This is a genomic window from Klebsiella quasipneumoniae subsp. quasipneumoniae (assembly GCF_020525925.1).
GTDB lineage: Bacteria > Pseudomonadota > Gammaproteobacteria > Enterobacterales > Enterobacteriaceae > Klebsiella > Klebsiella quasipneumoniae.
The window spans coordinates 2,699,881-2,721,912 of sequence record NZ_CP084876.1 but is presented as its reverse complement, the minus strand read 5'-3'; the positions used below and the strand labels follow the sequence as shown (position 1 = coordinate 2,721,912).

At 60.8% G+C, this 22,032-nt stretch carries 24 protein-coding genes; 10 read left to right on the top strand and 14 right to left on the bottom strand.

Annotation, left to right across the window (positions count from 1 at the left end; all coding sequences use genetic code 11):
* Positions 1-52: 52 nt before the first annotated feature.
* Both LGM20_RS13270 and ftrA read right to left on the bottom strand, forming a co-directional pair.
* Positions 53-268, bottom strand: coding sequence for a DUF4177 domain-containing protein (locus LGM20_RS13270; protein ID WP_004205985.1), 216 nt, complete (start codon positions 266-268; stop codon positions 53-55).
* Positions 237-1,334, bottom strand: a complete 1,098-nt coding sequence (ftrA, locus tag LGM20_RS13265; protein ID WP_044522882.1) for a transcriptional regulator FtrA — start codon at positions 1,332-1,334, stop codon at positions 237-239. Before ftrA ends, LGM20_RS13270 begins: the two co-directional genes overlap by 32 nt.
* A 67-nt stretch (positions 1,335-1,401) precedes the next feature.
* Between ftrA and LGM20_RS13260 the strand changes: the two genes are divergently transcribed.
* The 7 genes from LGM20_RS13260 (at position 1,402) to urtE (ending at position 8,708) form a co-directional block, all read left to right on the top strand.
* Positions 1,402-1,800 carry a rhodanese-like domain-containing protein gene (locus LGM20_RS13260; protein WP_044522884.1) on the top strand — a complete coding sequence of 133 codons (399 nt, stop codon included), beginning with the start codon at positions 1,402-1,404 and terminating at the stop codon, positions 1,798-1,800.
* A 148-nt stretch (positions 1,801-1,948) separates the two neighbouring features.
* A complete protein-coding gene (locus LGM20_RS13255; RefSeq protein WP_044522886.1) occupies positions 1,949-3,052 on the top strand; it encodes a cobalamin-independent methionine synthase II family protein in 1,104 nt (367 codons plus the stop codon).
* 170 nt (positions 3,053-3,222) lie between these two features.
* Positions 3,223-4,494 carry an urea ABC transporter substrate-binding protein gene (gene urtA, locus LGM20_RS13250; protein ID WP_004205981.1) on the top strand — a complete coding sequence of 424 codons (1,272 nt, stop codon included), beginning with the start codon at positions 3,223-3,225 and terminating at the stop codon, positions 4,492-4,494.
* 61 nt (positions 4,495-4,555) lie between these two features.
* Entirely contained in the window at positions 4,556-6,130 is a 1,575-nt protein-coding gene (gene urtB, locus LGM20_RS13245) for an urea ABC transporter permease subunit UrtB (RefSeq protein WP_044522889.1), read from the top strand.
* Complete coding sequence (urtC, locus tag LGM20_RS13240) at positions 6,130-7,203, top strand: urea ABC transporter permease subunit UrtC (RefSeq protein WP_044522890.1); 1,074 nt, start codon at positions 6,130-6,132, stop codon at positions 7,201-7,203. Before urtB ends, urtC begins: the two co-directional genes overlap by 1 nt.
* Positions 7,203-8,000: an urea ABC transporter ATP-binding protein UrtD gene (gene urtD / locus LGM20_RS13235; protein ID WP_023289616.1), complete on the top strand. Its 798-nt coding sequence runs from the start codon at positions 7,203-7,205 to the stop codon at positions 7,998-8,000. The genes urtC and urtD overlap by 1 nt, the downstream gene beginning before the upstream one ends.
* Positions 8,001-8,009: 9 nt before the next feature.
* Complete coding sequence (gene urtE / locus LGM20_RS13230) at positions 8,010-8,708, top strand: urea ABC transporter ATP-binding subunit UrtE (protein ID WP_023289617.1); 699 nt, start codon at positions 8,010-8,012, stop codon at positions 8,706-8,708.
* Positions 8,709-8,741: 33 nt separating this feature from the next.
* Here the strand turns inward: urtE and LGM20_RS13225 are convergent, their stop codons facing one another.
* Positions 8,742-9,224 carry a helix-turn-helix domain-containing protein gene (locus LGM20_RS13225; RefSeq protein WP_023289618.1) on the bottom strand — a complete coding sequence of 161 codons (483 nt, stop codon included), beginning with the start codon at positions 9,222-9,224 and terminating at the stop codon, positions 8,742-8,744.
* 129 nt (positions 9,225-9,353) lie between these two features.
* Positions 9,354-10,550: an efflux MFS transporter YdeE gene (gene ydeE / locus LGM20_RS13220; RefSeq protein WP_044522894.1), complete on the bottom strand. Its 1,197-nt coding sequence runs from the start codon at positions 10,548-10,550 to the stop codon at positions 9,354-9,356.
* Positions 10,551-10,745: 195 nt separating this feature from the next.
* Here ydeE and eamA point away from each other — a divergent pair, with 195 nt between their 5' ends.
* Positions 10,746-11,645: an O-acetylserine/cysteine exporter gene (eamA, locus tag LGM20_RS13215; RefSeq protein ID WP_044522905.1), complete on the top strand. Its 900-nt coding sequence runs from the start codon at positions 10,746-10,748 to the stop codon at positions 11,643-11,645.
* A 49-nt stretch (positions 11,646-11,694) separates the two neighbouring features.
* Here the strand turns inward: eamA and marB are convergent, their stop codons facing one another.
* The 3 genes from marB to marR are packed head-to-tail and all read right to left on the bottom strand — an operon-like array spanning position 11,695 to position 12,783.
* Entirely contained in the window at positions 11,695-11,913 is a 219-nt protein-coding gene (gene marB / locus LGM20_RS13210; RefSeq protein ID WP_044522908.1) for a multiple antibiotic resistance protein MarB, read from the bottom strand.
* 34 nt (positions 11,914-11,947) lie between these two features.
* Positions 11,948-12,328 carry an MDR efflux pump AcrAB transcriptional activator MarA gene (marA, locus tag LGM20_RS13205; protein WP_004205971.1) on the bottom strand — a complete coding sequence of 127 codons (381 nt, stop codon included), beginning with the start codon at positions 12,326-12,328 and terminating at the stop codon, positions 11,948-11,950.
* A 20-nt stretch (positions 12,329-12,348) separates the two neighbouring features.
* Positions 12,349-12,783 (bottom strand): multiple antibiotic resistance transcriptional regulator MarR, encoded by a 435-nt coding sequence (gene marR / locus LGM20_RS13200; protein WP_004143563.1) that lies wholly within the window; start codon positions 12,781-12,783, stop codon positions 12,349-12,351.
* Positions 12,784-13,044: 261 nt separating this feature from the next.
* Between marR and LGM20_RS13195 the strand changes: the two genes are divergently transcribed.
* On the top strand, positions 13,045-13,713 hold the full coding sequence (locus LGM20_RS13195; RefSeq protein ID WP_004205969.1) for a MarC family NAAT transporter: 669 nt from the start codon (positions 13,045-13,047) through the stop codon (positions 13,711-13,713).
* A 67-nt stretch (positions 13,714-13,780) separates the two neighbouring features.
* Here the strand turns inward: LGM20_RS13195 and LGM20_RS13190 are convergent, their stop codons facing one another.
* A complete protein-coding gene (locus LGM20_RS13190) occupies positions 13,781-14,980 on the bottom strand; it encodes a sugar transporter (protein WP_044522910.1) in 1,200 nt (399 codons plus the stop codon).
* 201 nt (positions 14,981-15,181) lie between these two features.
* Between LGM20_RS13190 and LGM20_RS13185 the strand changes: the two genes are divergently transcribed.
* Complete coding sequence (locus LGM20_RS13185) at positions 15,182-15,973, top strand: PhzF family phenazine biosynthesis protein (protein WP_023289623.1); 792 nt, start codon at positions 15,182-15,184, stop codon at positions 15,971-15,973.
* 50 nt (positions 15,974-16,023) lie between these two features.
* On the opposite strand, the gene LGM20_RS13180 is transcribed toward LGM20_RS13185, so the two are convergent.
* From LGM20_RS13180 to LGM20_RS13155, 6 genes are all read right to left on the bottom strand, one after another.
* Positions 16,024-16,701, bottom strand: coding sequence for an SDR family NAD(P)-dependent oxidoreductase (locus LGM20_RS13180; RefSeq protein WP_044522913.1), 678 nt, complete (start codon positions 16,699-16,701; stop codon positions 16,024-16,026).
* Positions 16,698-17,171, bottom strand: a complete 474-nt coding sequence (locus LGM20_RS13175; RefSeq protein WP_044522915.1) for a NanQ anomerase/TabA/YiaL family protein — start codon at positions 17,169-17,171, stop codon at positions 16,698-16,700. The genes LGM20_RS13180 and LGM20_RS13175 overlap by 4 nt, the downstream gene beginning before the upstream one ends.
* On the bottom strand, positions 17,168-18,334 hold the full coding sequence (locus LGM20_RS13170; protein WP_044522918.1) for a sialidase family protein: 1,167 nt from the start codon (positions 18,332-18,334) through the stop codon (positions 17,168-17,170). Before LGM20_RS13170 ends, LGM20_RS13175 begins: the two co-directional genes overlap by 4 nt.
* A 3-nt stretch (positions 18,335-18,337) precedes the next feature.
* Positions 18,338-19,747, bottom strand: a complete 1,410-nt coding sequence (locus LGM20_RS13165) for a sodium:solute symporter family protein (RefSeq protein ID WP_032452778.1) — start codon at positions 19,745-19,747, stop codon at positions 18,338-18,340.
* A 76-nt stretch (positions 19,748-19,823) separates the two neighbouring features.
* Positions 19,824-20,708 (bottom strand): dihydrodipicolinate synthase family protein, encoded by an 885-nt coding sequence (locus LGM20_RS13160; protein WP_032452779.1) that lies wholly within the window; start codon positions 20,706-20,708, stop codon positions 19,824-19,826.
* A gap of 14 nt (positions 20,709-20,722) precedes the next feature.
* Complete coding sequence (locus LGM20_RS13155) at positions 20,723-21,871, bottom strand: iron-containing alcohol dehydrogenase (RefSeq protein WP_044522920.1); 1,149 nt, start codon at positions 21,869-21,871, stop codon at positions 20,723-20,725.
* Between the last annotated feature and the right edge of the window lie 161 nt (positions 21,872-22,032).

The window sequence follows — 22,032 nt, the reverse complement described above, 5'->3', positions numbered from 1 at the left end:
CGCGGATGCCGGGCAACGCCTGGCTTAAGCTGCAAACCAGGCGCAGGCTCCGTCAGAGGGGCCTTTCAAGCACAAACAGATACGCTTCCCGCGACCAGAACAGGGCTGTACGGCGGCGCTCCACCGACATGGTTTTTACCTCCCAGCCCTCGCGGGTATAGCTGCTGAGAAACTGGCTCATTTTGTCAGGGTCGGCTTTGGCTTCGCCAAAAAACAGGCTGCCCAGCAGGCCCTCTTTATAGATCACTACCCGACACTCTTTCTTCATCATCGACCATCCTGGCGACCGGTTTACTGTGGTTGTCTATTGTCCGTGGCTGCGAGGATTTTGCAATCGGAGAAGTAGCAAACTGTTTACGGTACTGCAGCGGGCTTAGCGCGAAGCGCAGGCGAAAATGGTGGCGCAGGGTGCCAGCGCTGGCAAATCCGCAGCGCTCAGCGATCTGGTCGATGCCCATCGTGCTCTCCGTCAGGTGCTGACGGGCGCGCAGCAGACGCTCCTCCAGCAGCCAGCGGGCGGGGGTTTTACCAGTGGCCTCTTCAAAGCGGCGCAAAAAGGTGCGCGTCCCCATGCCGGCGCGCTGCGCGAGGGAGGAGACGGTGTGGCTGGCGGCGAGATGCTGGTGCAGATAATCAAACAGCTGGCCAAGGCGCAGGCTCTCCCGGCTGCGGGCCACCGGACGCAGGACCTGCTGCGCCTGACCGCCATCGCGATGGGGAGAGACCACCAGGCGGCGAGCGACCACATTCGCTGCCTCGCTGCCGAAATCCTCGCGCACCAGATGCAGACAGAGGTCGATCCCCGCCGCGCTGCCGGCGGACGTCATCAGCAAATCATCGCCCACGTAAAGGACATCCTCCACCACCTGGATCTGCGGAAAACGGGACTGCAGCGCCGCGGTGTAGCGCCAGTGGGTTGTCGCCTGGCGGCCATTGAGCAGCCCGGCGGCGGCGAGAACGAACACTCCGGAACAGATGGAGATTATTCGGCATCCGCGGGCGTGAGCGGCGGCCAGGGCGGCGCACAGCGCTTCGGGGACCGGGGCGTCGATGCCGCGCCAGCCCGGGACCACGATGGTCTGCGCCTGGGCGAGAAGCTCAGGGCCGCCGTCGGTCATCAGGCGGACCCCGCCGGTGGCTCTCAAAGGCCCTTCATCGACGGCGGCGACGGCGAACTGGTACCAGCGCTCGCCCATTTCCGGGCGCGGGAGGCCGAAGATCTCGACGGCCACGCCAAACTCAAACGTGCAGAGGCCATCGTAGGCAAGGGCCACCACGCGGTGAGGTGACAGTGTCACCGAAGGGGTTGTCAGGATGTTAGCGTTTTCTGTCATGGTTGCCGGCAGATAAGGGTGATGGGCGTCAGTAAAGTAGTGTTATCACAGACAAGGAGAAGACGCCATGAGTGTAGTAAGCCAATTTACCCCCGCCACCTCCGCCGAGGCTATCCGCTGGTTCCGCCATAAGCTGCATCTCGAGACCGACTGCGCCGATGTGCACAGCGCCCAGCGTGCCGGCGAGGTCGACTTTGTCCTGCTGCATGTGGTCGGCAGCGAGGAGGCCTTCGACAGGCGTCACCTGCCCGGCGCGCTGCATCTTCCGCACAGCCAGATCAGCGCCGAGAGAATGGCGGCCTGGCCGGCGGAGACCCTGTTTGTGGTCTATTGCGCCGGGCCGCACTGCAACGGTGCCGACGTTGCCGCGCTGAAGCTGGCCGAACTGGGGCGGCCGGTGAAAATGATGCTTGGCGGGATCACCGGCTGGGAAGATGAGGGTTATGCGTTTGTCGCCGGTAAGTGAATATATTTCATGTACCATGAAATATTCTCGTTTGCGGCCCGTCGACCTGCATGCCAGTATCTGGACATATAGCCATCCAGAAGTCTAAAAATTCAAATAATGAACTATCACGGTGGGCAACTAACGCGCCCACCGCTAAGGAGACAGCATGCAACGTCAACAGGCCCCGTTCCGCGCAGACATCGTCGGCAGTTTTTTGCGTCCGGACAGTATCAAACAGGCGCGTCAGCAGCTGGCGGAGGGGCTGATCGACGCCGGTCAGCTGCGCGAAATTGAGAATAACGCTATCCGTCATCTGGTCCAGCAGCAGTGCGACTGCGGCCTGCACGTGGTCACCGACGGTGAGTTTCGTCGCGCATGGTGGCATTTCGATTTCTTCGACGGCCTGCAGGGCGTTGAGCGTTACGATGCCGAGCAGGGGATCCAGTTCAACGGCGTGCAGACCAAAGCCCACGGCGTGCGCGTTACCGGCAAGCTGGCGTTCGGCGACCACCCGATGCTGGAGGATTTCCGCTATCTGAAAAGCATCAGCGGCGACGCGCAGCCGAAGATGACCATTCCCAGCCCGAGCGTGCTGCACTTCCGCGGCGGTCGGAAAGATATTGATGCCGCCGTTTACCCGGATCTCAGCGACTACTTCGACGACCTGGCCACCACCTGGCGCGACGCGATCCGCGCCTTTTATGACGCCGGCTGTCGCTATCTGCAGCTGGACGATACCGTCTGGGCCTATCTGTGCTCCGATGCCCAGCGTCAGCAGGTGCGCGAGCGCGGCGACGATCCGGATGCGCTGGCGCGCATTTATGCCCGGGTGCTGAACCAGGCACTGGAGGGCAAACCGGCCGATCTGACGGTGGGCCTCCACGTCTGCCGGGGTAATTTCCGCTCAACCTGGATCTCGGAGGGCGGTTACGAGCCGGTGGCCGAGGTGCTGTTTGGCGGCGTCAATGTCGATGCCTTCTTCCTCGAATATGACAACGACCGCTCCGGGGATTTCGCGCCGCTGCGCTTTATTCGTCCCGGCCATCAGCAGGTGGTCCTCGGGTTGATCACCACCAAAAACGGCGAGCTGGAGAACCCTCAGGGGGTCAAAGCGCGTCTCGCCGAGGCGGCGCAGTATGTTCCGCTTGAGCAGATCTGCCTGAGTCCGCAGTGCGGTTTCGCCTCCACGGAAGAGGGTAACGCCCTCAGCGAAGACCAGCAGTGGCAAAAAGTTCGTCTGGTGACCGCCATCGCCGCCGACGTCTGGTAATGCCTTTCTTAGCGCAGCGTTGCACCGTGATGAGGCAACGCTGCCATCTCCTTCGTCTCCGCCCTCCGCCTGCGCCGCGTCCCGCTGTTCTCACAACCTGGCACCGTTTTTGCCTTATCACCTCTTGTTAGCTGTTAATTCTTTATTTTTGCGCTACTCAGGAGTGAATCATGCAACGAAGAACGTTATTAAAAGCTTTTGCACTCTCCGCCTCTGTAATGGCTATGGGTCTCTCATTCCAGGCCTATGCCGCCGACACCATTAAAGTCGGGATTATGCATTCGCTCTCCGGGACGATGGCGATTTCCGAAACGCCGCTGAAGGACGTCGCCCTGATGGCCATCGACGACATCAACGCCAAAGGCGGGGTGCTGGGCAAGAAGCTGGAGCCGGTAGTGGTCGACCCGGCCTCCAACTGGCCGCTGTTCGCCGAGAAGGCGCGCCAGCTGCTGGCCCAGGACAAGGTGGCGGTGGTGTTCGGCTGCTGGACCTCGGTCTCGCGTAAATCGGTGCTACCGGTGTTTGAGGAGCTGAACGGCCTGCTGTTCTACCCGGTACAGTACGAAGGGGAAGAGATGTCCCCCAATGTCTTCTATACCGGCGCGGCGCCTAACCAGCAGGCCATCCCGGCGGTGGAATACCTGCTGAGCGAGGACGGCGGCGGCGCCAAACGCTTCTTCCTGCTGGGAACCGACTACGTCTATCCGCGCACCACCAACAAGATCCTTCGCGCCTTCCTGCATGCCAAAGGGATCCAGGACAAAGATATCGAAGAAGTCTACACCCCGTTCGGCTATAGCGATTACCAGACCATCGTCGCCAATATCAAAAAATTCTCCGCCGGCGGCAAAACGGCGGTGGTCTCCACCATCAACGGCGATTCCAACGTGCCTTTCTACAAAGAGCTGGCTAACCAGGGTCTGAAAGCGACCGACGTGCCGGTGGTGGCCTTCTCGGTGGGGGAAGAGGAGCTGCGCGGCATCGATACCAAACCGCTGGTCGGCAACCTCGCGGCATGGAACTACTTTGAGTCGGTGGATAACCCGACCAATAAAGCCTTTGTCGCCGACTATCGCGCTTACGCCAAAGCGCACAAGCTGCCGAATGCCGATACGGTGGTGACCAACGACCCGATGGAGGCGACCTGGGTGGGTCTGCATATGTGGGCGCAGGCGGTGACCAAAGCCGGCACCACCGACGTGGACAAAGTGCGCGACGCCATGGCCGGGCAAACCTTTAAAGCGCCGTCCGGTTTTACCCTGACGATGGATGCCACCAACCACCATCTGCATAAGCCGGTAATGATCGGTGAAATCGAAGGCAACGGCCAGTTCAATGTGGTCTGGCAGACCGATGAGCCCGTCCGCGCGCAGCCGTGGAGCCCGTGGATCCCCGGTAATGATAAGAAACCTGACCATCCGGTGAAAACCGTCAGCCAGTAAGCGCCAGGGCCGACGGGGCGGGAGCGTCGCGCCCGTCGGCCGCTGACCAGAGGAGAACGACATGAACGCATTGCGTCTCATGAGTGTGTTGGCGCTGCTGCTGAGCTTGCTGCCATGGCGGGCGCAGGCCGCGGAGGCGGACGACTTCGTTGCCGCCAGTCGCAGCCAGCAGGCGCAGCTGTTGACCCAGTGGGCGGCAGCGCCGCAGGCGGATCGCCTGCCGTTGCTGCGGGCGTTGACCAGCGAGAGCCTGGTGATGGACGACGGAAAACATGCTTTCCGCACCCGACAGGGCGGCTTACAACCGCTGGGCGCCGCCGCCGCGCCGCAGGGCGACACCCGGCCGGTCCGTCTGACCAACCGCCTGCGCAATCTGGCTGCCGGCGCGCTGGCCAGCCACCTTATTTTAAGTGACAACGTCACAGAGCGAGCGTCCGCGGCGCGCACCCTGCAGCGGGAAGCGACCCCGGCCATGACCGCTCTGCTGCAGCAGCGGCTGAAGGCGGAAACCGATGATAATGTGCGGGGCCTGCTGGAGGTGGCGCTGGCGCGCCTGCAGTTGACTCAGCCTGAGGCCAGCGCGCGGCTGGCCGCGGTGACGCTGCTCGGCCATTCCGCGGACCCGGAAACCCAGGCGCTGCTGATCCCCTTTACCGATGCCCAGCATGAGCCGGATGCGGCGGTGCGCGAGGCGGCCAGCGATAGCCTGCAAAAGATCAAACATCGTCTGCTGCTCGGCGATCTGCTGGGCCAGGCCTTTATGGGGCTGTCGCTGGGCTCGGTGCTGCTGCTGGCCGCGCTGGGGCTGGCGATCACCTACGGCCTGCTGGGGGTGATTAACATGGCCCATGGCGAGATGCTGATGATCGGCGCCTACAGCTGCTGGCTGGTACAGCAGGTCCTGGCGCAGCTCGCGCCGCAGTGGCTGGCCTTTTATCCGCTGGTCGCGCTGCCAGTGGCCTTCCTGGTCACCGCCGGGATCGGCATGGCGCTCGAGCGCACCATTATTCGTCATCTGTATGGTCGGCCGCTGGAAACGCTGCTCGCCACCTGGGGGATCAGCCTGATGCTTATTCAGCTGGTGCGGATGCTGTTCGGCGCGCAGAACGTGGAGGTGGCGAACCCCGCCTGGCTCTCCGGCGGCGTGCAGGTCCTGCCGAACCTGATCCTGCCGTGGAACCGGCTGGCGGTGCTGGCGTTCGTCCTGCTGGTGCTGTGCTTCACCTGGCTCATCCTGAACCGCACCCGCCTCGGAATGAACGTCCGCGCCGTGACGCAGAACCGGGCGATGGCCGCCTGCTGCGGCGTGCCTACCGGGCGGGTGGATATGCTGGCCTTTGGTCTCGGCTCCGGTATTGCCGGGCTGGGCGGCGTGGCGCTGTCCCAGCTTGGCAACGTCGGCCCGGAGCTGGGTCAGGGCTATATCATCGACTCGTTCCTGGTGGTGGTCCTGGGTGGCGTCGGCCAGATGGCCGGCAGCGTGGCGGCAGCCTTTGGGCTGGGCATTTTCAACAAAATTCTTGAACCGCAGATGGGCGCGGTGCTGGGCAAGATCCTGATCCTGGTGATGATTATTCTGTTTATTCAGAAACGCCCGCAGGGCCTGTTCGCGCTGAAAGGGAGGGTGATTGACTGATGAGCCAACCCATTACCTTAACGCTGGCGCAGCGCGCGCCGCGGCCTCTGCGCTGGCTGGGGATCCTGCTGGTGCTGGGGCTGCTGAGTATGCCATTCCTGGCGCTGCTGCCGGCCTCCCATCCGCTGGCGGTGCCGAGCTGGCTGCTGACCCTGAGCGGTAAAATCCTCTGCTACGCCATCGTGGCGGTGGCGCTGGATCTGGTCTGGGGCTACGCGGGTATGCTATCCCTTGGCCACGGGATTTTCTTTGCCCTCGGCGGGTACGCCATGGGCATGTACCTGATGCGCCAGGCGGCGGGCGACGGTCTGCCGGCGTTTATGTCTTTTCTCTCCTGGAACGAGCTGCCCTGGTTCTGGTGGGGCACGCAGCATTTCGCCTGGGCGATGGCGCTGGTGGTGCTGGTTCCCGGCCTGCTGGCGCTGGTTTTCGGCTGGTTCGCCTTCCGCTCGAAGATCAAAGGGGTCTATTTCTCGATCATGACCCAGGCCTTGACCTATGCCGGTATGCTGCTGTTCTTTCGCAACGAGACCGGGTTTGGCGGTAACAACGGCTTCACCGGATTTACCACGCTGCTGGGCTTTCCGGTCACCGCCACCGGCACCCGGGCGGCGCTGTTTATGGCCACGGTCCTGCTGCTGTTGCTGACCCTGTGGCTGGGCTCGGCGCTGGCGCAGAGTAAGTTTGGCCGCATCCTCACCGCGGTGCGGGATGCCGAGAACCGCCTGATGTTCTGCGGGTACGACCCGCGCGGCTTCAAGCTGCTGGTGTGGACGCTGTCGGCGGTGCTCTGCGGCCTGGCGGGGGCGTTATACGTCCCGCAGGTGGGGATCATCAACCCCAGCGAAATGTCGCCGACCAACTCCATCGAGGCCGCCATCTGGGTGGCGCTCGGCGGGCGCGGCACCCTGATCGGCCCGGTGCTTGGCGCCGGGCTGGTCAATGGCGCGAAAAGCATTTTCACCGTGGCGATGCCGGAGTACTGGCAGCTGTTTCTTGGCCTCATGTTCATCATCGTGACCCTGTTTTTACCCCGCGGGGTGATGGGGCTGCTGCGTCGAGGAGACCGCTAATGCAACCGGATGAAGGACTGTTTACCCGCCAGCTGCCCGGAGATCGCTTCCGTGCGCAGACCGACCCGGTACTGCAGCTGGAGAACATTAACGTCAGCTTTGACGGTTTCCGGGCGCTGACGGATCTGTCGCTGGCGATAGGCGTCGGCGAGCTGCGCTGCGTGATCGGCCCCAACGGCGCGGGCAAGACCACCCTGATGGACGTGATCACCGGCAAAACCCGGCCGCAGAGCGGCAAAGCGATCTATGACCAGTCGGTGGATCTGACCACTCTCGACCCGGTAGCCATCGCCCGCCAGGGTATCGGGCGCAAGTTTCAAAAGCCGACGGTCTTCGAAGCGCTGACGGTGGCGGAAAATCTCGCCCTGGCGATGAAGGGGGATAAATCGGTGTGGGCCAGCCTGCGCGCCCGGCTGAGCAGCGAACAGGACGATCGGCTGAATGAGGTGCTGCGCCTGCTGCGCCTCGACGGCGAACGCTACCGCCAGGCGGGTCTGCTGTCCCATGGCCAGAAACAGTTTCTTGAGATCGGCATGCTGCTGGTGCAGGAGCCGCATCTGCTGCTGCTTGATGAGCCAGCGGCCGGCATGACCGATGCGGAAACCGAATATACCGCGGAGCTGTTTCGCACGCTGGCCGGACAGCACTCCCTGATGGTGGTGGAGCACGACATGGGGTTTGTCGAGACCATCGCCGACCGGGTGACGGTCCTGCATCAGGGCCAGGTGCTGGCGGAGGGGTCGCTGCGGGAGGTGCAGGCCAATGAGCAGGTCATTGAAGTTTATCTGGGACGTTAAGGAGCGCCAATGTTACAGGTGAGTCAGTTACATCAGTACTACGGCGGGAGCCACATCTTGCGCGGGGTGGATTTTACCGCCCGTCAGGGCGAGGTTACCTGCCTGCTGGGGCGCAACGGCGTCGGTAAGACCACGTTGCTGAAATGTCTGATGGGGCTTATTCCGGCACGCAGCGGCGAGGTGCGCTGGCAGGATCAGAACATCACCCACCGTAAACCGCACCAGCGGGTGCAGGCCGGGGTGGCCTACGTCCCCCAGGGACGCGAGATTTTTCCCCGCCTGACGGTGGAAGAAAATCTGCTGATGGGGCTGTCGCGCTTTCCCGCCCGCGAGGCGCAGCAGGTGCCGGAGGAGATTTACCAGCTTTTCCCGGTGCTCAAGACCATGAAGCAGCGGCGGGGCGGTGACTTATCCGGCGGTCAGCAGCAGCAGCTGGCGATCGGCCGCGCGCTGGCCAGCCGTCCGCAGCTGCTGATCCTCGATGAGCCCACCGAGGGGATCCAGCCCTCGGTCATCAAAGAGATTGGCGAGGTGATCCGTCAGCTGGCGAGCCGCGGGGATATGGCCATTCTGCTGGTGGAGCAATTCTATGACTTTGCCGCCGGGCTGGCGGACCACTACCTGGTGATGTCGCGCGGCGCCATCGTCCAGCAGGGAAAGGGCGGAGATATGGAAACCGACGGCGTGCGCGCCCTGGTGACTATCTGATCGGGCCGGCGGCGCGCGCCGCCGGTTTCCATGCTATTTACGCAGCAGCCGCTGCAGGCGCGCCTGGCGCCAGTTTTTGATCCATTCGCCAAAGACGAACAGACGTAATCCTCTCACCACCAGCAGAGCGCCCCAGATCAGGGCGACCCAGCCGGACCAGTAGTACTGCGGGTTCGTGTACCGGTTGAGCACCGCCAGCAGCACGCAGACCACCAGCGCCACCGACAGCGAACGAAAAAAGCGGCTTTCCTGCTGCACCCGCGCTTTCGCTTCCTCAATACGCAGATCCAGCGAAGCTTGCGGACCCGGCGCGCCCTCCCGCGAGGCTTCGCCGCCGATCTCGGCCACCGTCACCTCAAAGACCGCGGCGAGGGCGCTGAGGGTCTCCAGCCCCGGGCGTTCGCCATTCTCAATGCGCTGGATCGTGCGGACGCTGAGTCCCGCCATTTCGGCCAGCTGTTCCTGGGACCAGGCGCGCTGCAGCCGTAATTGTTTGACCTGATTGATGCTGTTCATATTCATATGCTCCATGACGTTCTGCGGATGTAAACCTGTGATGGAGTATGGAAAAGCGGGCCGCCAGCCACCACGACAGCGACCCGACAACGGCCCGACAGCAACCTGACAGCCGCATGTCAGCTGGCGTCACGCCCTGGCCAGCGGAGAATCCGGCTGCCAGGGACGGGCATTGATCCCCCGGAAAATCATCAGCCAGGCGGCGACAATAGCCGCGATAAGAATGACAAACAGCGACCAGTGCGGCAGATGGGTGAGGATCAACCCGGTGAACATCAGGTTGAAGGCCGCCCCCAGCCATCCCAGCGACTGAGCGGAGAAGTAGCTGGCCTTCATTCCCGGCGGGGCGATATGGTCAATCAGCATATACTCGCCGGGGGCATAAATCACCTCGCCAAGGGTGAAGATCGCCGCCGAGATCCCCCACGCCCACAGGCTGGCGCCGGAGAACATAAAGCCCACGAGGCCGATCACAAAGCAGACGGTACCGAAGGTCATCAGCGGGCGGATATTTCTCGCGCTCAGCCGCCGGCCAACGGCGTACTGCAGGGCGACGACCACCGCGGCGTTAACCGGCAGCACCACGGCCACGACTTTCTCGGCGAAGTCGCTGCTGGCGACCACCAGCACGTACTGCGAGATACAGGAGGCAAACGCGCCGCCGACGAAGGAGGCCAGCAGCCCGGAACAGGTAAACCACAGCAGCGCGCGGTCGCGCAGCAGCACCGAAGGCGTCCAGGCGGCAGCTCCCGGCTGGGCGGCGGCGGCCCCATCCCGCTGGAGAAACAGCTGAATAAACACCAGCGGGAAGGCGGCGCAGGCCGCCGCCAGCCAGAAGGGCAGATTAATGCTGTGCATCACCAGCAGCGTGCCGATAGGCGGCCCGACGGTCCAGCCGATGTTGAGGATGGTGTAGTTCAGCGAGAAGATGCGCGCTTTTTTCTCCGCCGTCAGCCGGTCGGCGAACCAGGCTTTCAGCACGGTGGAAAAGACCGAATAGGCGCAGTTGATCAGCGCAAAGAAGATCACCACCAGGGTCGCGTTATGGACCAGCGGTATCGCGCTGAAACCGAGGATAAATACCAGCACTGACCACACCATATAGCGCTTTTTGTCGAACTTGTCCGCGAGGATGCCAAAGCCCATGCTGAACAGCACGCCGACCACCAGGGCCAGCGACAGGGCGTAGCCGATCACATCCACCTCCAGCTGATAGCGTCGGGTGAGGTAGATGGTCATAAACGGCAGTGTGGCCCCGCGGCCGATAGTCAACAGTAACGACGATGCCAGCAGCGCGATGGTGGAGCGCCGGAGTGTGGTGATCATGATTTCCTTGCCTGTCATGTTGTTATAATTTTATGTGTTCGATCACAAATAACACGGTCATCACGCCTTGTACAGGTCGCCCCGGTCGCGATCGGCACTTCTGAACCTGCCAAAAATAATGATCTATCCTGGCGGCCGCTTTTTCGCTACTTTGATTTTGTTCACAAAAATTCTAATAACGACAGAGGCAGGGGTATGACGAGGAAAGATGGACTGCTGGCGCTGCTGGTAGTGGTAGTGTGGGGGCTTAACTTCGTGGTGATTAAGCTGGGATTGCACAATATGCCGCCGCTGATGCTGGCGGGCCTGCGCTTTATGCTGGTGGCCTTTCCGGCGCTGCTGTTTGTCGCCCGGCCAGCCATTCCGCTGCGCCTGCTGTTGGGCTATGGCCTGACCATTAGCTTTGGCCAGTTTGCTTTTCTGTTCTGCGCTATCGGCCTGGGCATGCCGGCGGGGCTGGCGTCGCTGGTTCTGCAGGCGCAAGCCTTCTTTACCATCATCCTCGGCGCCTTCGTCTTTGGCGAACGCCTGCAGGGCAAGCAGCTGGCGGGGATCGCTCTGGCGATCTTCGGCGTGCTGGTGCTGGTGGAGGGGAGCCTCGGAGGGGAACATGTCCCGCTGGTGGGCTTTATGCTGACCCTGGCGGCGGCGCTCAGCTGGGCCTGCGGCAATATTTTTAACAAAAAAATCATGTCCCAGGCGACCCGGCCGCCGATCATGTCGCTGGTGGTGTGGAGCGCATTGATCCCGGTGCTGCCGTTTATGCTCGCCTCGTGGCTGATCGATGGCCCGCAGCTGATGCTGACGAGTCTGCGCCAGATCGATGTGCTGACGGTTCTCTCACTGCTTTACCTGGCGTTTATCGCCACTATTGTCGGCTACGGTATCTGGGGCTCGCTGCTGGGGCGGTATGAAACCTGGCGGGTGGCGCCGCTGTCGCTGCTGGTGCCGGTGGTGGGGATGGCCAGCGCCGCGCTGCTGCTGGGAGAGACGCTGAGCGGGCTGCAGCTCGCCGGGGCGGCGCTGATCATGGCCGGGCTCTATATCAACGTTTTCGGACTGCGTCTGGTGCGGCCGGGCATGGCGCGCGGGTAAAAAAAAAGCCCCGGAGACGGGGCTATACACAAGTATGCGTGTAATGGCATCACAGGTCGTGCTGCTGGTAGTACGGCACGCCAAGTTCGTCAGATTTATCATTGCCGGCCGCCATATGATTGAAATCAAACGGCGAGTCGTTATGTTCCGAAGGGAGAATCATTGTGTCACGCTGGTTTTGCCGCACCGGCGTGGTGGTTTGCTCCGCATAGCTGAAGCTGGATGCCAGCGACAGAACGACGATGGCTGCGGCAGCGAATAGTTTCATGATTTCCTCAATACGTCTTTAATAATGCAGGCGATTAACAACAGTTATTTAGCGGATGCAGATAGCGGGATTCGCCAGGTACATTCGTTATGCGATATTTATGGGGCGGAACATCGAAATAGTTTTTAAACGTTCGCGTCAGGGTCTGCTGCGATTCGAAACCGTAGCGTTCCGCCAGGTACAGGATTGGCTCATTGCTCTGCTTGAGCTTTTGCGCAATCTCCGTCAGCTTACGGCTGCGGATGTACTGGCCGAGGGAATGGCCGGTCTCTTTCTTAAACATACGTTGCAGGTGCCACTTGGAGTAACCTGAGCGCTCAGACACTTTTTCCAGCGACAGGGGCGATTCCAGGTTATCCTCGATCCACGACAAAATACTATGGATAGTGATGGCGTCATTATTACGTCTGGACATCATCTTACCTCTTCTTATTTTTACGGCAGGACCTTCTTGAGGAGTTGCTCAAGCATGGCGACTTCGTCCGCCGACAGATTTTTTGTTAACTCCTGGTGTAACTTCTGACCCACAACCTGATGACACTGCTCGCAAAGGGCTGCGCCGTCTGGCGTCAACTGCACCAGCACGCCGCGCTTGTCAGCGGGGTTGGGTAACCGTTCAATCCAGCCTTTACACGCCAGGCGGTCGAGCATACGCGTCATCGCGCCCGGGTCGACGGAAAGCACGGTTTTCAGCTCAACGGGGGTAATACATACCTCGCAACGAATGGAACAGAGCACCCGGAACTGGGTCGCGGTAATATCCATGGGTGAGAGGTAGTCGTTGAGCAGGCGATCTTTTTTCTGGTTAACCATCTGGATCAAGCGGCCCAGCGGGATCATCTCGTTGAACAGGTCGCTGGTACTTTTCATGATGGTTGCCCAGGCAATGATTTAGTTGCGAGTGATACTATTGCCCAGGCAATCATAAGTCAACATTATGAATTGGCCGATGCCACGATTTGCTAAAACAAGAAAATTCGACACGGGTCACTGTTTGTGAATTTTCTAACGCTTGTTAATTTTTGGCGAAGGTGATTGATCAGCAGGCTGGCGTTGGAATTGTTGAAGCCGGTATACTCACGGCGTGAAACCATCCTTAAAAAATGAATATTTACGGGGCTTTTTTTAACTATGTTTGATTTGTTTAAAGCGATAGGGCTCGGCCTGGCGGTGCTGCTACCGCTGGCGAATCCGCTGACTACCGTGGCGCTGTTCCTTGGCCTGGCGGGCAATATGAACAACGCCGAGCGGAACAAACAGGCGTTGATGGCTTCGGTGTATGTCTTCGCCATCCTGATGGTGTCGTGGTATGCCGGCCAGGTGGTGATGAATACATTCGGCATATCAATACCTGGGCTGCGTATCGCCGGGGGGTTGATTGTGGCCTTTATCGGTTTCCGCATGCTGTTCCCCCAGCAAAAAGCCCACGATTCGATGGAAGCGAAGATCAAATCGGAAGAGCTTCAGGATGAGCCAACCGCCAATATCGCCTTTGTGCCGCTGGCGATGCCAAGCACCGCCGGTCCGGGCACCATCGCGATGATCATCAGTTCCGCCTCAACCGTGAAGCACGGCGTGGACTTCCCGGAGTGGGTGGTGCTGGCGGCGCCGCCGATTATCTTTGCCCTGTTGGCGATCATTCTCTGGGGTTGCCTGCGCAGTTCGGGGGCGATTATGCGTCTGGTAGGCAAAGGCGGCATTGAGGCCATTTCGCGGCTGATGGGCTTCCTGCTGGTCTGCATGGGCGTGCAGTTCATTATTAACGGCGTGCTGGAGATCATTTCGACCTGGCATCCCTGACCGCGGTGATGCGCAGAGAGACAAAAGCCCGCCGGCGCGATACCGACGGGCTTTTTTTGCGGCTCAATCAAGAGTGGTGCGGCTGGTGCTCTTCCAGCGATACCGGCCAGCGACGGAAGATCAGCAGGGCCCAGATCAGGCCTGCCAGCGCCGGGACGGCGCCGATGTAGCCGATGGAGGCCATAGAGAGGTGCAGACTCACCTGGCTGCCCACCAGCGCGCCGGCGCCAATGCCGATGTTAAAGATGCCCGAGAACAGCGACATGGCGACGTCGGTGGCGTCCGGGGCGGAGGCCAGCACTTTCACCTGCATGCCGAGACCGATAATCATGATCGCCACCCCCCAGAAGATGCTGAGCAGCATCAGGTGGTGCGGGTTATGCGAGGCCGGCAAAAGCAGCAGCAGACAGGCCAGCAGCAGGCCGATGGCGAGGCTTATCAGCCCCGAAGCGTGCTGGTTACCGAGCTTGCCGAACAGAATGCTGCCGATAATCCCGGCCCCGCCGAGGATCAGCAGCAGTACGGTGGCAAAATTGCCGCTCAGACCCGCCACCGTCTGGACGAAGGGTTCGATATAGCTGTAGGCGGTATAATGGGCGGTTACCACCACCACGGTCAGAATGTACACGCTGACTAGCGCCGGGCGACGGAACAGCACCGGCAGGCTTTTCAGCGAGCCTGAGTGTTCGCTCGGCAGCGTCGGCAGCAGTTTCACCAGGCAGGCCAGAGTGGCTAAGGCGCCGAGGCCGATCGCCAGGAAGGTCATCCGCCAGCCAAAATACTGGCCGATGATGCGGCCGATCGGAATGCCAAACACCATCGCCAGCGCGGTACCGGTAGCGATCAGGCTCAGCGCCTGCGCCCGTTTGCCCGGGGGCGCCATGCGGATGGCCAGCGCCGACGTTATCGACCAGAACACCGCATGGGCGAAGGCGATGCCGATGCGGCTGATGACCAGCACGTCAAAATTCCATGCAAAGAACGACAGCACATGGCTGGCGATAAACAGAATAAACAGGCCGATGAGCAACCGCCGACGCTCCACTTTGCTGGTCAGCAGCATAAACGGCAGCGACATTAACGCCACCACCCATGCGTAGATGGTCAGCATCATGCCCACTTGGGCGGTTTCCATGCCGAAGCTGTCGGCAATATCCGACAGCAGACCGACCGGGGCAAATTCTGTGGTGTTAAAAATAAACGCGGCGATGGCCAACGTCACGACACGTAGCCACGCTACCTTGCGTGAGACCGTATTCGTAGTCATAAGCTCTGGACTGGTGATTCAGGGGAAGATGTGACGCTGATCTTAAAACGTTTGCTGGCGAAAAGACAATCATTTTGTGATCTGTATCTCATTTCACTGCAAACGCCCAGGTGCGGTTAAGCAATTAATTTTGCTATGGATAGTGTCAGGGGGGCGCTTTTATGTCATGTTGAAGGAAAGTAAAAAAAATAAGGACAGTGTATGCAGGAAATACAATTTTATCTGGTCGATGCCTTCAGCGATAAAAACTTCGGCGGCAATGCCGCGGCCGTTTGCCCCCTCAGCGAGTGGTTAGCCGACGATGTGCTGCTGAAAATGGCCCAACAGCATAACCAGTCCGAAACGGCGTTCTTCGTCCGCACCGACGAAGGTTATGAGCTGCGCTGGTTTACCACCCTTGGCGAGATCAACCTCTGCGGCCACGCCACCCTGGCGACGGCGCACGTTATTTTTGAATATCTCGACCATCCCTCGGCGACGATTACCTTTAGCACCCGTTTTGTCGGCGACCTGCGGGTGACCCGCAGCGGCGACTGGCTGACGCTCGACTTCCCGGCGTGGACGACCACCCCGGTGGCCAATCCGCCGGCGGACCTGCTGGCCGGGCTGGGCCTCGAGGCGGCCGTCGAGGTACGGGAAGGGCGCGATTATCTGGTGCTGCTGGCGGATCGCCGGCAGGTTGAAGCGGTGCAACCGGACATGGCGCGCCTGCAGACGCTCGGCAAAATGATCTGCGTGAGCGCGCCGGATGAGGAATATGACTTTGTCAGCCGCTTCTTCTGCCCGGGAGAAGGGGTGCCGGAGGATCCGGTGACCGGCTCCGCCCACAGCATGCTGATCCCCTGGTGGGGCGACAAGCTGGGGAAAACCACCATGATGGCGCGCCAGGTCTCCGCCCGCGGCGGGGATCTGCGCTGCCAGTGGCAGGGCGACCGGGTGCTGATCGGCGGCCAGGCCACCACCTATCTGCGCGGGACTGTCTATTTACGTTAATCCTCACCGCCGCGTCGTTCCGTTGTCCGGGGACGGCGCGGCGTGCGTCATCAGGCAAGGGAGGCGCCACCGCACATCACCAGCTCCTGTCCGGTCATCGCCGATGCGCCCTCACTCAATAACCAGCTTATCAGCGAGACCACCTCCTGCGGGGTAATGAGCCGCCCCAGCGGCGGCAGCCGCGGCGGAGAGCTTTCCCTGCCAGGCTGATGGAGCATCGGCGTATCGGTTGCCCCGGGCGCCACCACGTTGACCGTCACCCCTGCGGGCGCCAGCTCTGCCGCCCAGCTTCTGGCAAGGGCGACCAGCGCGGCTTTGGTGGCCGTATACTGGGAACGACCCGCTGCGCCTCGTGATGTTCGGCTTCCCAGCAGAACAACCCTACCGCCCGGCTCCATGGCCGGGGCGAAGTGATTGACCAGCGTTTGGGCCGCGTCGACATGTAAACGCCACAGCGACTCGCCGCGCAGTGGATCAAGATTGCCCAGGGGCGCGGCGGTCATCGAACCCGCGGCGTGGATGATGGCCTGAGGAGGCTCAATCTGTTCCAGCGCCGCCAGCAGCGCGCTGCGTTGGCTGACATCGACCTCCAGATGGCGAAAGTTCGGCTGTGAGAAGGGCGGCAGCGAACGGCTCATGCCGACCACCTGCCAGCCGTCCTCCAGCAATCGCCTCACCACCGCGGCGCCGATCCCGGAACTGGCCCCGGTGACTATGGCCCGCTTCATTGCGCCTCCAGCATCGCTGCCGGTATCTTGAATACCGCCTTTCTGACCGGCGCTGGCGTCGAAACCGCACACAGCGCCTGGTGCGGTTCGCCGGGGTAAAAGACCGCGAAGTCGCCGGGACGCAGCAGAATAGAGACACTCTCCGGGGCCGGCTGACAGAGATAGAGGTCAGGCTTAAGCTCATTATCCTGCGGGCGCATCACGGCAGCCATGCCCGCCTGGATCCGCTCCTCGCCGGCCAGGATGACCTGAATATCCGCCCACTGGCGATGATATTCCGTATGCCGCTCGGCCGCAGGCTGGGTTTGCGCCACGCCGAGGGTGCAGAACCACGGCGCGCCGTCGGGCTGGAAGCGGCCATCCTCTCTGGCGCTCAGGGCGGCCAGCGAACAGTCCTCGCTGCTCAAAATCTGCTTTAACGCTGGCGGCAGACCAGCCTGGTGCAGCGCCTGCAGGGTACCGATAATCATGCGCTTTCTCCTTTCACCCACTGTGGCGAAACGCGAACATACTTGATCGCCTGGCGGTACCAGGTGTAGGCGATATGCAAATTACCGTCTGCTCCCTGTTTGATGCTGGGGTAGGAGAACTCCCGGTTCAGCTTCTGCTCCGAATTATTGGTCATGCAGTAGCCGTCACCCTCGTCAAGATTACGCAGCCACGGCCAGCTTTTGCCGCCGTCAGGCGAGATCGCCACCGTCATCGGCGCGCGGGGCGCGCCCCAGAAGGCGCTTTTTCCGGTTGTTTCCGGCTCCTTACGGCCATCGTCATCCGCAATTTCATCGTACAGTGAGGCTCGGCGTTCGGTGGCCCCGGCGGCGCTCATATTATTAAACACCAGCGCCAGTTCGCCATTGTCGAGAGTCGTCGCCTGAATGGACGAGTTGTTGTTCGGCAGCGTCGTTGGCACCGGCGCAGACCAGCTTTCACCCTGGTCGCTGGAGCGGCTGAACCAGATGTGATCCGCCCAGCGACTGCGAAAGAAGGCCGCCAGTCCGCCGTCGGGATGCGCGGTGATGCTCATATGGACGCAGCCAAGACTCTCCGGGACCGCCACGTCGCGCCAGCTTCTGCCGCCGTCGGAGGAGATCTTCACCGCGCTGACGTCATTGTTACCCACCCATTTCTCGCCGGGTGCAGTGCGGCAGTAAAACACCGGCAGCAGCCAGCTGCCGTCAGGCATGACGCTAATCGGCTGGCGAATAAAGGTACCGGGCTGATCCAACAGGGTATCGATGGGTCCCCAGCTTTGCCCGCCGTCGTGTGACTGGCGGTAGCGCACAATGGCGGTATCCTGGTTGCCGGCGAATTGCGCCGTCCATAACAGCCACACTACCTGGTCCGGCGCCTGAAACAGCACCGGATTTTGTTCCGAGCGGTCAGGATCGTCGGAGAGCTTAACCGCTTCGCTCCAGCGATCGCTGCCGGGGGCTAACCGCGAACCCCAGATCGAAATGTCGGCTTTCCCCTCCTGGGAGCCGCCGAACCAGACGCACATCAGGCAGCCATCTTCCAGCTGAAGCAGGTTGGCGGCATGATTTTGCGGGCAGGCGTTGGGGAGCATCGCCCATGCGATATGTTCATCTTGCTGGTGCTGGCGAATGACGCCGTCGAAAGAAGGAATTGCGGACATGTTTTAGACTCCACGTTGCTCAACAGGGGCAGGGGATGATTGTGATTTATTCGGGATCAGGCGATCGATGACCATAATGATCGCCGGGGTCGCCAGGGCGATATACATGTTATTGATGCCGAACGGATCGCCAAGTAAATACCAGACGGAGGTCACCACGCAGGCGCCGATCAGACCGGCATTGGCGCCGCGGGTGCTCCTGAAGAAGGGGGCATAGAAGGCGATGACCGCTACTACGGTAATGGACAGGCGGATGGCGCGGGTGAAGAAGGAGAGTTTCAGCACTTCCGGCACCAGCAGCACAAAGATCAGCGGCAGGAAGCCGATAATTAACGATGCCCAGCGCGTGGCTCTGAACTCCTGGTCCGGAGTTGGGTTACGCCATGGTACGTAGAAATCTTTCACCACCAGCGAGGCAATGGCCAGAGCAACGGTACTTACGCTGACGAATATCGAGGCCACAAGTGACGTTGTCACGAGTCCCGCCAGCCAGGGATTCATGTCCTGCAGAAATACCGGCAGGGCGTACAGGCTGTTGATTTCTGGATGCAGATACTTCGCCGCCACGCCGATGATGGCGATGGCAAGGGCGATGGGCAGGCAGAAAAAGAAGGCGATCCACGTGGAGCGCTTTGCTGACCGGACGTCTTTGGTGGAGCTGATCGCCTGGATAACAAACTGGGTGCAGAAGATGGAGCCGATAGTGCCGATAAGCCAGGCGAAGATAGTGCCAGCGCCAATGTTGCCATCCCACGTCCAGTAGTAATCCGGCATCTTCTCAATCATCGGCGTGAAGCCGCCGGTTTTGGACAGAGCAAAACCCAGAATGATCAGCAGACCAGCGTATTTTAACGCGCTGTGTAACATGGTGACCCAGGCGACGCCTTTCATGCCGCCGAAGGCGAAATAGAAGGTACTGACGATGGCGGTAATAAAGGCGGCCACGGGTAAGTTGACTTTTAAGACGGTGGAAATAGCCGCAGCGCCGCTGACGTAGTTGCCTACGTTAACCAGCAACAGCGCATAAATCATGATCAGGGAGATAATATTTTTGGTACTGGTGCCATATTTCTCAGCGATAGCCCCGGATATGGTGATTTTCCCGGTGTTATAGATGCGCTTTACCAGAATCAAACCGAACAGCGGGAAGCCGATGGCCGCCCCCAGCACGGACCATGAGGCGGCAATTCCGCTCTCAAAGGCGGCCTGAGCGGTACCGATGGTTGATTTGGCGCCAATATATTCCGACATCAGTAATATACCGACAATAAAGGCCGGCATGGCGCGCGAGCCTTCCATAAAATCCCCGGAATTCTTACTACGAATACGGAATGTCAGCCAGGTGGTAAACAGAATATAGGCAATGACAATGCCGACAATAATAAAGGTATCTTCAGCGGTAAAATGATTCATCTTAGCCTCTCTCTGGGCGTACGAATCCTGGGTACGGCAGTACCCGGTCTGTTTTATTTACGAAACGCAGCGGGTATTACGCTAAATAACGGGCAATGATGCCGCGTATTTCTTGCAGCTGCTGGTCACTAAACTGCACCGCGTAGCGGCTGTCGCCCACCTCATGGCCCATCAGCTGCAGCGCTTTTTTCACCGCCGCGGGTGAGAACGCTACCTTGTAAAGGTCGGTGCGCAGGCCCGTTACCCGCTCCTGCGCCTGGCGCGATCCGGCGATATCTCCAGCATGGAACAGCGACCAGATAGCGTTGATCTCGGCAGGCGCGACGTTGGCAAGCCCCGAGATGCAGGCTGAGCAGCCGTCGACAAACCCCTGATGGATAAGCGAGTCCGGGCCGTTGAGAACGTCGAAACCGTCAATGTCGCGTACCGCGTCAAGAAAGCCTTTCAGACTGTCGTAGCTGCCGGCGCTATCCTTGATGCCAATGATATTGTCGTGCTGCGCCAGCTTACGCGCTGTCTCCGGCGCAAGGGTGTTACCGGTGCGGGCGGGAATGTTGTAAAGAAAGAGCGGGACGCTCAGGGCGTCGGCGATTGCCGTATAGTGGTTTATCAGCTCTTCCTGCTTCAGGGGCACGAACCACGGGGTAATGGCCGATACCGCGTCAACCCCGAGGCGGGCGATCTGCTGGCCAAGCCGGCGGGTCTCCCGCGTGGAAACCTCCCCGATGTGGGCTACCACCGGCGCGCGACCGGCGGCCGCCTCCACGCAGGTTCTGGCGACGGCGATCTTCTCTTCCTCATTGAGGACAAAAAACTCGCCGTTGGTGCCGCCGCAGAATATGCCGTTGCCCGCGGCGATCTGGCGCTGCACCTGCTGCTGCAGCGCTGGCAGGTTAAGGGCTCCCTCAGTGGTAAAGGGGGTAACGATGGCGGTGAGTACGCCGCTAATGGCTCTCCTCATTTGACTTTCTCCTGTTAGGCATGTTCCGGAAACAGCGTCTGGTAGATAGCCGCGATCTCTTCACGGCTGACGCTGCAGGGGGCGTTATTCATCAGGCGCTTCACGTTCTGCGCCGCCGCGCTGAGGGCGGGGATACTGTCTGCGGGAACGCCGAGCGCGGCGAGGTTATCGGGCAGCGGTAAGCGTTTGACCAGCGCCGCCAGCCATGCCACCAGCGCATGGGATTTCTCTTCCTCGCTGAGGGTGAGGTCCGCGTCGGGGATCAGATCCCAGACCTGAGCGAACTTCGCCACCGCGTGGGGGCGGACCACCCGCATGCAGGGCGCCAGCAGAATGGCGTTGGCCACCCCGTGCGGCAGGTGCCAGGTGCCGCCGAGCGGATAGGAGAGCGCATGCACCAGATGGGTGCCGGCATAGTTGATCGCCGCGCCGCCGTACCACGAGGCCCAGAGCATCTCCAGCTTCGCCGTCAGATCCTGCGGCTGATCCACCGAGCGTTCGATATGACGCACCAGCTTGTGTAAACCGATTAACGCCGCGTTATCGCTTACCGGGTTGGCCACGGTGGAGGTGAAACACTCCAGCAGATGGCACAGAGCATCGATCCCGGTCGAGGCTGCGATGCTGGCCGGCATGCTGGTGGTCAGCTCCGGCAGCAGGGCGACGTAGTCCGGGAGCAGCACCGGGGAGATGATCCCCACTTTGGTCTGCTGCTCGGGGATCGCCAGAATAGCGTTCGGCGTTGCTTCGGAGCCGGTCCCGGCGGTGGCAGGGATCAGCAGGGAGCATAGCCGTCGTTGCGGCTGTTCACCCGCCAGCAGGGCCGTCAGAGTGGGGGCTTGCGGATGCAGCAGCACCGACAGCAGTTTCGCCACGTCCAGTACGCTCCCACCGCCAATGCCGACGACCATCTGCGGTTGAGAAGCGCCCAGCTGGCTGACGATCTCCGCCACATCCTGATGACTGGGCTCGGCAGGCACACTGTTAATGACCTCAACCTGGCGCCCGTCAGCCGCCAGCAGGCGATGGATCGCCCGGGTCGCCTCCAGCGCCCCGACGTTCTGGTCGGTCACCAGCAGGATACGGGTTTTATCTGCCAGCAGCGGGAGCAGGGCCGATGAGGCGCCAGCCCCGCTGATGATCGTGCTGTGTATCGTCGCCACGCGTTTCTCCTTGGTAGTGGTTGATTGAATTCAATCATTCACGAGTCGTTCTACTCGTCTGGTGGGGAAAAGTTATAATTTATACGGCGGTTTAATAACTTGAGCTTGCTCACATTTAATCAAATATGATTGAATATAATCAATTTCAGGTTTGCAACGTT